The sequence below is a fragment of the Streptosporangium sp. NPDC087985 genome (assembly GCF_044741965.1).
In the GTDB taxonomy this organism is placed as follows: domain Bacteria; phylum Actinomycetota; class Actinomycetes; order Streptosporangiales; family Streptosporangiaceae; genus Streptosporangium.
The window spans coordinates 722,633-735,530 of sequence record NZ_JBIUTQ010000002.1 but is presented as its reverse complement, the minus strand read 5'-3'; the positions used below and the strand labels follow the sequence as shown (position 1 = coordinate 735,530).

General features: G+C 67.8%; 12 protein-coding genes. All 12 read right to left on the bottom strand.

Annotated features, from left to right (window positions below):
* Positions 1-56 precede the first annotated feature (56 nt).
* The 12 genes from ACIN94_RS08730 to ACIN94_RS08675 all read right to left on the bottom strand — a co-directional run bounded on the left by ACIN94_RS08730 (position 57) and on the right by ACIN94_RS08675 (position 12,837).
* Positions 57-2,252, bottom strand: a complete 2,196-nt coding sequence (locus ACIN94_RS08730; RefSeq protein WP_400701711.1) for a RelA/SpoT family protein — start codon at positions 2,250-2,252, stop codon at positions 57-59.
* Positions 2,253-2,491: 239 nt separating this feature from the next.
* Positions 2,492-3,010 carry an adenine phosphoribosyltransferase gene (locus ACIN94_RS08725; protein ID WP_400701536.1) on the bottom strand — a complete coding sequence of 173 codons (519 nt, stop codon included), beginning with the start codon at positions 3,008-3,010 and terminating at the stop codon, positions 2,492-2,494.
* 65 nt (positions 3,011-3,075) lie between these two features.
* Entirely contained in the window at positions 3,076-4,119 is a 1,044-nt protein-coding gene (gene secF, locus ACIN94_RS08720) for a protein translocase subunit SecF (protein WP_400701533.1), read from the bottom strand.
* Positions 4,119-5,885, bottom strand: a complete 1,767-nt coding sequence (gene secD / locus ACIN94_RS08715; protein WP_400701530.1) for a protein translocase subunit SecD — start codon at positions 5,883-5,885, stop codon at positions 4,119-4,121. The genes secF and secD overlap by 1 nt, the downstream gene beginning before the upstream one ends.
* 87 nt (positions 5,886-5,972) lie before the next feature.
* Positions 5,973-6,350 (bottom strand): preprotein translocase subunit YajC, encoded by a 378-nt coding sequence (gene yajC / locus ACIN94_RS08710; protein ID WP_400701527.1) that lies wholly within the window; start codon positions 6,348-6,350, stop codon positions 5,973-5,975.
* A gap of 226 nt (positions 6,351-6,576) precedes the next feature.
* The gene (gene ruvB / locus ACIN94_RS08705) at positions 6,577-7,635 is read right to left on the bottom strand and encodes a Holliday junction branch migration DNA helicase RuvB (RefSeq protein WP_400701524.1); all 1,059 of its coding nucleotides are present in this window, start codon (positions 7,633-7,635) and stop codon (positions 6,577-6,579) included.
* A gap of 123 nt (positions 7,636-7,758) precedes the next feature.
* Positions 7,759-8,379, bottom strand: coding sequence for a Holliday junction branch migration protein RuvA (gene ruvA, locus ACIN94_RS08700; RefSeq protein ID WP_400701521.1), 621 nt, complete (start codon positions 8,377-8,379; stop codon positions 7,759-7,761).
* Positions 8,376-8,954 (bottom strand): crossover junction endodeoxyribonuclease RuvC, encoded by a 579-nt coding sequence (gene ruvC, locus ACIN94_RS08695; RefSeq protein WP_400701708.1) that lies wholly within the window; start codon positions 8,952-8,954, stop codon positions 8,376-8,378. The genes ruvA and ruvC overlap by 4 nt, the downstream gene beginning before the upstream one ends.
* Positions 8,955-9,190: 236 nt before the next feature.
* Positions 9,191-9,943 (bottom strand): YebC/PmpR family DNA-binding transcriptional regulator, encoded by a 753-nt coding sequence (locus ACIN94_RS08690; protein WP_400701518.1) that lies wholly within the window; start codon positions 9,941-9,943, stop codon positions 9,191-9,193.
* Between the two features lie 3 nt (positions 9,944-9,946).
* Positions 9,947-10,537: a pyridoxal 5'-phosphate synthase glutaminase subunit PdxT gene (gene pdxT / locus ACIN94_RS08685; RefSeq protein ID WP_400701515.1), complete on the bottom strand. Its 591-nt coding sequence runs from the start codon at positions 10,535-10,537 to the stop codon at positions 9,947-9,949.
* A 223-nt stretch (positions 10,538-10,760) separates the two neighbouring features.
* Complete coding sequence (pdxS, locus tag ACIN94_RS08680) at positions 10,761-11,675, bottom strand: pyridoxal 5'-phosphate synthase lyase subunit PdxS (RefSeq protein ID WP_400701512.1); 915 nt, start codon at positions 11,673-11,675, stop codon at positions 10,761-10,763.
* Between the two features lie 151 nt (positions 11,676-11,826).
* Positions 11,827-12,837, bottom strand: coding sequence for a DUF3048 domain-containing protein (locus ACIN94_RS08675; protein ID WP_400701509.1), 1,011 nt, complete (start codon positions 12,835-12,837; stop codon positions 11,827-11,829).
* Positions 12,838-12,898: the final 61 nt, after the last annotated feature.

Genomic DNA, 12,898 nt, shown 5'->3' with positions numbered 1-12,898 from the left:
GCGCTGAGAGTCCATGAAGGCGTGTCCCCGTCTCGGGGGCACGCCTTCATGGTGGATCAGGCGCCGGCGCCGCTCACCCGGTAGACGTCGTAGACGCCCGGAATGTTGCGCACGGCCTTCAGGACGTGCCCCAGATGCTTGGGGTCGCCCATCTCGAAGGTGAACTTGCTGATCGCCACCCGGTCCCTGGAGGTTGTCACCGACGCCGACAGGATGTTCACATGCTGATCCGACAGGGTCCGGGTCACATCCGACAGCAGGCGCGGCCGGTCGAGCGCCTCGACCTGCAGGGCGACCAGGAACACCGAGTCGTCCCCCGCGGACCAGGCCACCTCGACCAGGCGGTCCGGCTCGGACTTCAGCTGCTCCACGTTGGGACAGTTGGTGCGGTGCACCGACACGCCGTGCCCGCGGGTGACGAAGCCGATGATCTCGTCGCCGGGCACGGGGGTGCAGCAGCGCGACAGCCTCACCCACACATCCGAGTCGCCCGCCACCACCACTCCCGCGCCGCCACTGCCACGGGAGCGGCCACGCACCTTCGTCGGCACCGCTGCCTCGGCGATGTCCTCCTCCGCGCCGTCCACTCCGCCGAGAGAGTGCACCAGCTTCTGCACGACCGCCTGGGCGGCGATGTGCCCCTCCCCAACGGCCGCGTAGAGCGCGGAGACGTCGGAGTAGCGCAGGTCCCTGGCGAGGGTCAGGAGGGACTCTCCGGACATCATGCGCTGCAGGGGCAGGCCCTGCTTGCGCATGGCCCGGCCGATGGCCTCCTTGCCCGCCTCGATCGCGGTCTCGCGGCGCTCCTTGGAGAACCACTGACGGATCTTGTTGCGGGCCCGGCCGGACTTGACGAACTTGAGCCAGTCGCGCGACGGGCCCGCGTCAGGCGACTTGGAGGTGAAGATCTCAACGGTGTCACCGTTGCCCAGCCGTGACTCCAGCGGCACCAGTCGGCTGTTGACCCGGGCGCCGATGCAGCGGTGGCCGACCTCGGTGTGCACGGCGTAGGCGAAGTCGACCGGTGTCGCCCCCTCGGGGAGGGCGATCACCTGGCCCCGCGGCGTGAAGACGTAGACCTCCGAGACCGACAGGTCGAACCGGAGCGACTCCAGGAACTCTCCCGGGTCGGCGGTCTCCTTCTGCCAGTCCAGGAGCTGGCGGAGCCACGCCATGTCGCTGGCCGGCTTCAGCTTCACCCCGGGAGAGCCGGAGGCGGTCATCTCCTCCTTGTACTTCCAGTGCGAGGCCACGCCGTACTCGGCCCTGTGGTGCATGCCGTGGGTGCGGATCTGCAGCTCCACCGGTTTGCCCTCGGGACCGATGACCGTCGTGTGCAGCGACTGGTACATGTTGAACTTGGGCATCGCGATGTAGTCCTTGAACCGGCCGGGCACCGGATTCCATCGCGCGTGGATCGTTCCGAGGGCGGCATAGCAGTCGCGGACCGTGTCGACCAGCACCCGGATGCCGACCAGGTCGTAGATGTCGTCGAAGGCGACATCTCTGGCGATCATCTTCTGGTAGACCGAGTAGTAGTGCTTGGGACGCCCCTTGACCACCGCGCGGATCTTGGCCTCGCGCAGGTCGACGGAGACCTTCTCGATGACCTCCTGCAGGAACAGGTCCCTGCGGGGGGCCCGCTCCGAGACCATCCTGGCGATCTCGTCATAGCGTTTGGGGTAGAGCATGGCGAACGCGAGGTCCTCCAGCTCCCACTTGATGGTGTTCATGCCCAGCCGGTGGGCGAGCGGCGCGAAGATCTCCAGCGTCTCACGGGACTTCTGCTGCCGTTTGTGCTCGGGGAGGTAGCGCATGGTGCGCATGTTGTGCAGCCGGTCAGCGAGCTTGATCACCAGCACCCGGATGTCGCGGGACATCGCCACGACCATCTTGCGCACGGTCTCGGCCTGCGCGGCGTCACCGAACTTGACCTTGTCGAGCTTGGTGACGCCGTCGACCAGCAGCGCGATGTTGTCGCCGAAGTCCGAGCGCAGCTCGTCAAGGCCGTAGGCGGTGTCCTCGACCGTGTCGTGCAGCAGCGCGGCGCACAGCGTCTCGTCGTCGGTGCCGAGCTCGGCCAGGATCGTCGCCACCGCCAGGGGGTGGGTGATGTAGGGGTCGCCGCTTTTGCGCTTCTGATCACGGTGATGGTAGGCGGCCACGTCATAGGCGCGCTCGATCAACCGCAGGTCCGCCTTCGGATGGGTCGCGCGGACCGTCCGGAACAGTGGCTCCAGCACCGGGTTCATGGCCCCACCCCATTGCCCCCCAAAGCGTGCGATTCTGCGCCTTACCGCAGGCTTCTCTTCGGCGGCTCCGGACATGGCGGGACCGGCATCGCCGGCCGGGACGGCCGTCACGGGACCGCCCCCGTCGGCGGTCACGTCGGGGACGACCACATCACGGGGCACTCAGACTCCTCACATTCGAGTCCAGATCCCCCAAGTGTATCCAGACCGGCTTCAATGCTTACCCCGGCGGGGTGAAATCAGACGATCACGAGGGAGTGCAACTCGACGCCGTCCAGCCGTTCCCGCCCCTTGAGGGAGGCCAATTCCATGAGCACGGCGATGGCGACGACGTCGGCGCCCGCCCTGCGGACCAGCTCCACCGCCGCGCACGCCGTACCTCCGGTGGCGAGCACGTCATCGACGATCAGGACGCGATCTCCTGGGGCGAAGGCGTCCCTGTGGACCTCGATGGTGGCGGAGCCGTACTCCAGATCGTAGGACGCCTCAAGCGTCTCGGAGGGCAGTTTGCCTTTCTTCCGTACCGGAACGAACCCGGCACCGGACCTGCAGGCGGCCGGGGCGGCCAGGATGAAGCCCCGGGCCTCGATCCCAACGATCTTGTCGACCTGGTGGAGCCCGGCAAACTCGTCCACCACCGCGGCGAACGCGAGCGGGTCGGCGAGCAGCGGGGTGATGTCCTTGAACAGCACTCCCTGCTGGGGGTAGTCGGGTACGTCGCGGATCCGGTCCAGGATCAGCCGGCGCAGCTCACTCATCGTCACATCCCTTAAGGAAAACGCCTCCGCCCCCCGGCGGGGGCGGAGGCGTGATCTGGTGCTGTCTACTTCTTCTTGCGTTTGTCGGCGTCGGAGACGGAGCCGTTGGCGGCTCCCGCCGCAACCGGCTGACGGCCGTTCTTGACCGCGGTCGCGGCCCCGCCGTGGGCGGCGAGCCTGCGAGTGAGCGCCTGGTAGCGCGGCTCGCGCTCCTTCAGCGTGACCAGCATCGGCGTCGCCACACACAGCGAGGAGTACGTGCCGACGACCATGCCGACGAACAGCGCCAGCGACAGGTCCTTCAACGTGCCGGCACCGAACAGCGTGGTGCCGATGAACAGGATCGCCGCGACCGGCAGGATCGCCACCAGGGTGGTGTTCAGCGACCGGATCAGCGTGTGGTTCAGCGCGTTGTTGGCGGCCTGGGTGTAGGTCATCTTGGAGGTCGTGCCGAGCTTGGCGGTGACCTCCTTGATCATGTCGAACACGACGACCGCGTCGTACAGCGAGTATCCGAGAATCGTCAGGAAGCCCAGCAGGGTCGCCGGGGTGACCTCGAAGCCGGACCACGCATAGACACCGGCGGTGATCACCAGGTCGTGGAGCAGCGCCACGATGGCGGACAGCGCCATCTTCCACTCGAAGGCCAGCGTCAGGTACAGGACGATCGCCAGCATGAAGACGATCAGGCCGATGATGGCCTTGTTGGCTACCTGACCACCCCACGAGGCGCCGATGACCTGGAGGGTGACCTGGTTCTGCGGCACGCCGAACTTCTGGGCGACCGCCTTCTGGACCGTGGTCACCTCCTCGGCCGGGAGGCTCTCGGTGGTGACCCGCCAGCCGCTTCTCGTCGTCTGCGCGATGATCTGGTGCGCACCGGCGTCACCGAAGGTGGTGCGCACCTGCTGGATGTCGGTGGCCACCGGGGCCTTGAAGGAGAAAACCGAGCCGCCCTTGAACTCCACGCCCAGGTTCAGGCCGTGGATGACCATACCGGCGATGGAGATCGCCAGAAGGACGACGGAGAGGCCGTACCAGAGCTTCTGGCGCCCGACGAAGTCGACATTGACCTCGCCTCGGTACAACCGACGCGCGATGCCGGACATCAGGCCTCCTGCGGGACGGTCGTGGAGCCCCCGGGGCTCTGGCTCATACGCTCGGCGTCGAGACCGGAAAGCTTGTGACCCTTGGCGAAGAACTTCCTCTTGGCGAGCAGGGTCACGAACGGCTTGGTGAACATGAACACCACGACGATGTCGATGAGAGTGGTCAGGCCCATCGCGAACGCGAATCCGGCCACACCGCCGACCGCCAGGAAGTAGAGCACCACGGCGGCGATGAACATGACGGCGTCCGCGATCAGGATCGTCCGCCGGGCACGGACCCAGGCGACCTCGACGGCCGTCCGCAGCGAGCGGCGGCCCTCCTTCATCTCGTCACGGATGCGTTCGAAGTAGACGATGAACGAGTCCGCGGTGATACCGATCGAGACGATCAGACCGATGATGTGCGGCAGCGACAGGCGGAATCCCGCGAACATGCCGAGGAGCGCCACGGCCTCGTAGGTCAGGATCGAGGCGACCATGAGGCTCAGCACCGAGACGATGCCCAGGCCCCGGTAGTAGAGCATCGAGTAGATGAGCACCAGGCCCAGGCCGATCGCGCCGGCGATCAGACCGCCGCGGAGCTGGTCGGCACCCAGGATGGAGGAGACCTCCTCGATGGAGCTCTTCTTGAACTTCAGCGGCAGCGCGCCGAACTTGAGCTGACCGGCCAGTTCGTCGGCCGTCACCTGAGTGAAGTTGCCGGAGATCTGTGCCCGGCCGCCGGTGATCGGTTCCTGGATGACCGGCGCGGAGATCACCACGCCGTCCAGGACCATGGCGACCTGGTTACGCGGTGCCTGCGAGTTGAAGGCGGTGGTGGTGACCTTCGACCACTGGTCCGGGCCCGGCCCCTTGAAGGAGAGCTGGACGAGCCACTCTCCGGTGGTCCGGTCCACGCCGGAGGTCGCGGTGTCGATCGAGGAGCCGGTCACGGCCGCCTTGTCGAGCACGTATTTGGCGCTGCCGTCCTGGCTGCAGCCGACGAACTGCTTGCCGGGATCGTCCTGGGCGCCCTGGCCTCTGTCCTTGGCGCAGTCAAGCGTCTGGAACTGCTTGAGCACCGCCGGGTCGATGCCGGTGGTGTCCACCCCCGCCATCGAGTCGTCGGTCGGGGCCGTCGGACTCGGCGTGGCGGAGGGGGCGGCGTTCTTGCCCGCACCGTCCGCGTCCGCGCTGTCCTTGTCCCCGCTGCCTTTGTCTCCACCGCCTCTGTTTCCGCTGCTCTTTTCTCTGTTATTCCTCCCCGACCTGGCCGAGGGGTCGGGTGTGGCACCCGGGCTCGGGTTGGTGAGCGCAGAGGAGAGGGCACGTCCGGCGGGCGTGGCGCTCGGGCTCGGCGTGACCGCCCGCGACGACTTGCCCGCGGTCGGAGAGACCGACGGCGTCGGCGCCTCGGTGGGCATCTCACCGGGAGGCGGAGGCGACCCGGCCGCGACTGCCATCACCTGGCGGAACCGCAGCTCCGCGGTGGTGCCAACCAGCTTGACGACTTCCTCCTGGCCGGCTCCGGGGACGGAGATGACGATGTTGTCACCGGACTTGGCAACCTCGGCGTCGGAGATTCCGCTGCCGTTCACCCGGTTTCGGATGATGCCCACTGCCAGGTTGAGGCTCTCATCGGTGGGAGCGCTGCCGTTCGGCGTGACGGGCTGCAACGTCACTGTCGTGCCGCCGGCGAGGTCGAGGCCATATTCCGGGGCGAATGCTTTATTCAGGAACATCACCCCGCCCATGGCGAGAATGATCGCCAGAAGCACCAGGAGCACGCGCCCCGGTCTGCTCTGGCCGCTGGTCGGTCGGGCCACTGGTCGTCAGTTCTTTCGGCTATAGGGGATGGTGGGTGAGCCTGCTTATCACTTCTTCTGCGAGTCCTGACCTTCGGCCTGCGGCTTCACGGTCTCCATCACATTGTCGTCGACGACGTCGGCGACATCGATGCTCTTGGCATCGTCACCCTCGACGTCGTCGACCGGGGTCAGCACACGGCCAATCGCGGCCTTGACCCAGCGGGTCTCGACACCGGGGGCGATCTCCAGGATCACATCATCGGCATCGATCGCCACCACGGTCGCGAAGAGACCGGTCGTGGTCATGATGCGGCTCCCCGGAATCAGAGAGTTCTGCATCTGAACCTGCTCCTGCTGCCGCTTACGCTGCGGCCGGATGAGCAGGAAGTAGAACACCACGACCATCAGAGCGATCATGATAAGGCTCGAGTAGTTGCCGCCCATGGGGCCGCTCCTTACGCTTTAAGAATGACCGGCCTGTCGCCGGACGTCATATACGGCACGCCGCTCAGCACGTCAGCCTACACAGCCAGCCAAGCCACGGAGTTTAGGCGAGCTGTTAGGAGTGCGGCAACGAGGTCACGAACTGGCGCGCGGGGAAGTTCCCATTTCGATACCGTTGTCATCGATCTGTGATCAACTTCGTACGGTTTCTCCACCATGCCCAACGTCAGGCATGACCCGAATCATCCCCAAGGTCGACGATCATCGAGGCGCCGAACGCGTCCGGAGGCGGCGTCAGACCCAGATGGACCCAGGCGGCGGCGGTCGCGACCCGGCCCCGGGGAGTGCGCGCCAGCAGGCCCTGGCGGACCAGGAACGGCTCCGCGACCACCTCGACCGTCTCCGGCTCCTCCCCCACCGCCACCGCCAGCGTGGACAGCCCCACCGGGCCGCCCCCGAACTTGCGCAGCAGCGCCCCGAGCACCGCCCGGTCCAGCCGGTCCAGCCCTTCGGCGTCGACCTCGTAGAGGTTCAGCGCCGCCGAGGCGACGTCCCTGGTGACCACCCCGTCGGCCCGCACCTCGGCGAAGTCGCGGACCCGGCGCAGCAACCGGTTGGCGATGCGGGGCGTGCCCCGTGACCGGCCCGCGATCTCGTACGCCGCGTCGCGGGGAAGTTCCAGGCCGAGGAGCCGTGCGGAGCGGTCCAGCACCTGTTCCAACTCGGCCACCTCGTAGAACTCCATGTGGGCGACGAAGCCGAACCGATCGCGCAGCGGCGCGGGCAGCAGCCCGGCCCGGGTGGTGGCCCCGACCAGGGTGAACGGCGCGACCTCCAGCGGGATCGCGGTCGCCCCCGGCCCCTTGCCCACCACGATGTCGACGCGGAAGTCCTCCATCGCGAGATAGAGCATCTCCTCCGCGGGGCGGGCCATCCGGTGGATCTCGTCGATGAAGAGGACCTCTCCCTCCGAGAGGGTCGACAGGATCGCCGCGAGGTCGCCCGCCCGCTCCAGCGCGGGTCCGGAGGTGATCCGGAGCGGCACGGCCAGCTCTGTCGCGATGATCATGGAAAGGGTCGTCTTACCGAGGCCGGGACCGCCGCTCATCAGCACGTGGTCCGGTGGCCTGTTACGCCGCAACGCGCTCTGCAGCACCAGGGACAGCTGCTCGCGCACTCGGGCCTGGCCGATGAACTCCTCCAGCCGCTTGGGGCGCAACGCCGCCTCGATCAGCCGCTCGTCGCCCTCGGCGTCCGGCGCCACCAGATCCCGATCGAAACTCACGCCGGTCCACCTTCACTCATGCGGGCGGCTCCCATGTCGCCATGCCCGTCTCGGCTCTCCGCGCCCGCGCGGGCGGATCCTGTCTCGCCGTGCCCGTCCGGGACCCGCATCGTGGAGTGCCCCTCACCTGACGCTCAGCGCGCGGAGCGCGGCCTTGAGCAACGTCGCCACCTGTGGAGAACGGCCCTGTGCCACCTCGGCGTCGGCCTGGGAGGTGACGGCGGCGACGGCCTCGTCGGCGTCCTTCGACGAGTAGCCGAGACCCACCAGGCCGGAATGGACCTGGTCGCGCCAGGCGGGCGCGGGCGCTCCGCCGTTGAGGGCGGCGTTGACGGCCTGATCAGGCGTGCCGAGCTTGTCCTTGAGGTCGACGATGATCCGCTGGGCACCCTTGGGGCCGACCCCGGGAACCCTGGTCAACGCCTTCACGTCGGCGCTCGCCACGGCCATCCGGAGCGCGTTGGGAGTGTGGACGGCCAGCATCGCCAGAGCGACTTTGGGACCGACCCCGTTGGCCGTCTGCAGCATCTCGAAGATGCCACGCTCGTCGTCGTTCCCGAAGCCGAACAGTGTCAGCGACTCTTCCCGGACCACGAGCGAGGTGGCCAGCCGGGCCTCCTCGCCGACTCTGAGCGTCGCCAGCGTGCCCGGCGTGCAGTGGACCAGCACGCCCACCCCGCCGACCTCGACCACCGCGCCGTCAGGCGCGATCGCGGCCACCCGTCCCCGCACCGAGGCGATCACTGTGTGGTTCCTCTCGAGTATCCGGCCCGGCCCCGACCCCGGAAGTAGGCGGCGGCGGTCGTCCCCGGCCCGGTCTTGGTTCTGGCCAGTGCCTCGGCCAGCCGGTTCTGCGCCCCGCCCCGCCACACGTGGCAGATCGCCAGCGCCAGCGCGTCGGCGGCGTCGGCGGGCTTGGGCATCGCGTCCAGCCGCAGCAGCCGGGTCACCATGGTTCCCACCTGCTGCTTGTCGGCCGTGCCACTGCCGGTGATCGCCGCCTTGACTTCGGACGGCGTGTGCAGCGCCACCGGCAGTCCCCGCCGGGACGCACACAGAATCGCCACAGCGGACGCCTGCGCGGTGCCCATCACGGTCCTGAGGTTGTGCTGGGCGAAGACCCGCTCCACAGCGACCGCGTCGGGCTCGACCTCGTCGAGCCACTGTTCGATACCCGTCTCGATCGCCACCAGCCTGGCCCCGATCTCGTCATCGGCCGGGGTCCGGACGACGCCGACCTTGACGAGCTTCAGCGGCGCTCCAGGCCGCCCTTCGACCGCCCCGAGCCCACATCGGGTCAGCCCCGGATCGACCCCCATCACCCGTAGCTCGGGCAATCGCACCGGCACGCCTCCACTCGCCGAACACCTGTTCGGTGCCCGACTCTACCGCTTGGGAGCACGCCGCGCACGGCTGCCCGCACCGTCGGTCAGAAGCAGCCAGGTAGGTACGGCCTGGCCTGGAAGGCGGCGTCAGGGGCCTCAACGGTCGGCTCGAAGCCCCTCAGGCGACGGAACCTCCGCCCCCCGGCGGCGGGTCGGGCGCTTCGAGGGACCTACGCGTCGAGCCTCTCCAGAACCTCGTCGGAGACGTCGAAGTTGGCCCAGACGTTCTGGACGTCGTCGCTGTCCTCCAAGGCGTCGATCAACCTGAAGACCTTGCGCGCGCCATCCTCGTCGAGGGGGACGTTCATTGTCGGCAGGAAGCTGGACTCCGCCGAGTCGTAGTCGATCCCGGCGTCCTGCAGGGCCTTGCGGACCGGGACGAGGTCGGTGGCCTCGGAGACGACCTCGAACTGCTCACCCAGGTCGTTGACCTCCTCGGCACCCGCGTCGAGGACCGCGGTCAGCACGTCGTCCTCCGACAGCTCGCCCCGGGGGACGAGAACGACGCCCTTGCGGTTGAACATGTAGGACACCGAGCCGGGGTCGGCCAGCGAGCCACCGTTGCGGGTCAGGGCGACACGGACCTCGGAGGCCGCGCGGTTGCGGTTGTCGGTCAGGCACTCGATGAGCACCGCGACGCCGCCGGGGGCATAGCCCTCGTACATGATGGTCTGCCAGTCGGCGCCGCCGGCCTCCAGGCCGCCGCCACGCTTGCGGGCGCGCTCGATGTTGTCGATCGGGACCGAGTTCTTGCGCGCCTTGGTGATGGCGTCGTACAGCGTCGGGTTACCGTCCGCGTCAGGGCCGCCGGTCCGGGCCGCGACCTCGATGTTCTTGATGAGCTTGGCGAACAGCTTGCCGCGTTTGGAGTCGAGCGCGGCCTTCTTGTGCTTCGTCGTCGCCCATTTGGAGTGGCCGGACATCGGCTAGAGCTCCCTCACCATCTCAACAAAATATGAATGCACGCCGGCATCCCCGGTAAGTTCCGGATGGAAGGACGTGGCGAGCAGCGGTCCCTGACGGACCGCGACGATCCTATCCCCAGCTTCGGCCCGAGCCAGCACTTCTACGTCGGAGCCGACGGATTCCACCCACGGGGCACGGATGAACACCGCGCGCAGCGCACCGCGGCCGGCGAAGTCGATGTCGGCCTCAAAAGAGTCGATCTGGCGGCCGAAGGCGTTGCGGCGGACCACCATGTCGATGCCTCCGATCGTCTGCTGACCGTCGGCACCGGCTACGATCCGGTCGGCCAGCATGATCATTCCGGCGCACGAACCGTAGGCGGGCATACCGTTCTTGATCCTCAGCCGGAGCGGCTCAAGCAGGTCGAAGGTGTCGGCGAGCTTCCACATCGTGGTGGACTCCCCGCCGGGGATGACCAGGCCGTCGACCGCCTCCAGTTCGCCGGGCCGCCGCACGGTTACCGCCTTGGCTCCCGCCGCCTCCAGCGCGTGCAGATGCTCACGCACGTCTCCCTGCAGGGCGAACACACCGATCGTCGGGGCGATGCTCACCAGTGGTCCTTTCAAGGTGCCTGAAATGCCTTCTCAGCGTATGGCCACGGCGCGCGTCGCCCAAAACCGGGCCGGGCGGCGGCAGGGACGCCGTGCGAGGGGAAGGTGGCGAGCCCGTCCCACCGGCCCCGCTGGGCGCCGCATGTCGTCACCCCACGGGACGGGCCCGCGACGGAACGGAAAAGGCGGCACCCTTCACGAATGCCGCCTTTTACACAAATTTCTACCAGCCGCGCTCGGCCAGGCGGTGCGGGACCGGGATGTCGTCCACGTTGATGCCGACCATGGCCTCACCCAGACCACGGGAGACCTTGGCGATGACGTCAGGGTCGTCGTAGAAAGTGGTGGCCTTGACGATCGCAGCGGCACGCTGGGCCGGGTTGCCGGACTTGAAGATGCCCGAGCCGACGAACACGCCCTCGGCACCGAGCTGCATCATCATCGCGGCGTCAGCCGGGGTGGCGATGCCACCGGCGGTGAAGAGCACGACGGGCAGCTTTCCTGTCTTGGCGACCTCGGCGACCAGCTCGTACGGCGCCTGCAGCTCCTTGGCCGCGACGAACAGCTCGTCCTCGGGCAGCGAGGACAGACGCTTGAGCTCGCCCCGGATCTTGCGCATGTGGGTGGTGGCGTTGGAGACGTCACCGGTGCCGGCCTCACCCTTGGAGCGGATCATCGCCGCGCCCTCGGTGATCCGGCGCAGCGCCTCACCAAGGTTGGTCGCACCACAGACGAAGGGCACCGTGAACCGCCACTTGTCGATGTGGTTGGCGAAGTCCGCGGGGGTCAGCACCTCGGACTCGTCGACATAGTCGACGCCGAGCGACTGGAGAACCTGGGCCTCGACGAAGTGGCCGATGCGGGCCTTGGCCATGACGGGGATGGAGACGGCGTCGATGATGCCGTCGATCATGTCGGGGTCGCTCATCCGGGAGACGCCCCCCTGGGCACGGATGTCGGCGGGAACCCGCTCAAGGGCCATGACGGCGACAGCACCGGCATCCTCGGCGATCTTGGCCTGCTCGGCGTTGACGACGTCCATGATGACGCCGCCCTTGAGCATCTCGGCCATACCCCGCTTTACCCGGGCGGTTCCGGTGACGGTGGTCTCGGTGACTTCGGGCGTGCTGCTGGACACGGTCTCTACCTCACGACGGCTGATTGCGGATCACGGGCCGTCCGTGAGGACGGGCACCACGTCTCCATGGTAGGCGCTGATCCACCTGTCCCCCTACATGCCATCCTGTCGTCATCCGTCGTCCTTCTTGGACAGCATGGTGAGACGGGGATCAAGGGATGATGGGCTTACGGGACGTCAGGACGACCCAAACCTGCCCGGGGGCGAAGTTCATCGGCTCCCCCGCCGCGGTGGTGAAGACAGTGCCGTCCTCCTCCGTCTCGCGCGACCATCTGGCCTTGAAGGCCTGGCCGTCGCGGAGCACGATGGCACTGCCCTTGCCGGTGCTGTGCACCAGGGGCGTGTAGCTCTGGTTCTTGTCGTGGAACTCCGAGCGCTCGGTCTTGGTGTACTGCACGACGATCGTGGGCGCACCGAGCTGACCGCCCTCGGCGGCCATGTCCTTCTTCCCGTCCTGCCAGATCAGCCACTTCCCGGCGGCCTCCGACCAGGCGAAGGTGAACCGGGCCGACGGGTACTTCACGCTGAACGTCTTCCGGGGTACACCGCCCTCGGGAGCGTCACCGAAGGTGAAACCTATGTCCTTGGCCTTGCTCGCCTTGGGTGCCTGGGCCAGCAGCTGCTTGGTGTTGGCGAACAGGTTGTAGGGCGCGTAGCGGCCGGGCTGGCGGAAGTAGGCGCCCGGAGCCCGGCTGTCGGAGACGTCGAACAGCGACGACTGCGCGATGATGGGAAGCATCTTGGTCTGCGCGCCCGAGTAGGCGAAGGCGGGCTTGCCGAACTGCGGAACGATGTGCATATCGGAGATACGGGCGCTGCGGACCGGGCCGATCTGGGGCGGGAACTTCGAAGAGAAGATCGCCATGAGGCGCGTCAGGCCCGCCTCGACCTGCTCGACGTAGACGATGTCGGCGCTCTTGAGACCGAGCTGAGGCTTGCCCGCCGAGGTGTTCTCGATCTTCGCTGCGAGCACGGCCCTGCGGGCGGAGCCGGGGAGCCCGGTGAAGGGATGGGTCGGTTCCTCCGTCGGGGTCGGATCCGGCTCCGGGGCTTCCGCCTGCGGGTTGCTCCCCGCCGCGGGCTCGTTGGAGGAACAGGCCGCAACCGGCGCGAGAACGACCAATCCCGCCAGCGTAACGGTGATCATCCGGGGCACTCGCACGGCTCATCTCCTCAAATCGACCTTGAAACGCCCAAGAGCTTACCTGTGTCCGCCTTGCCGA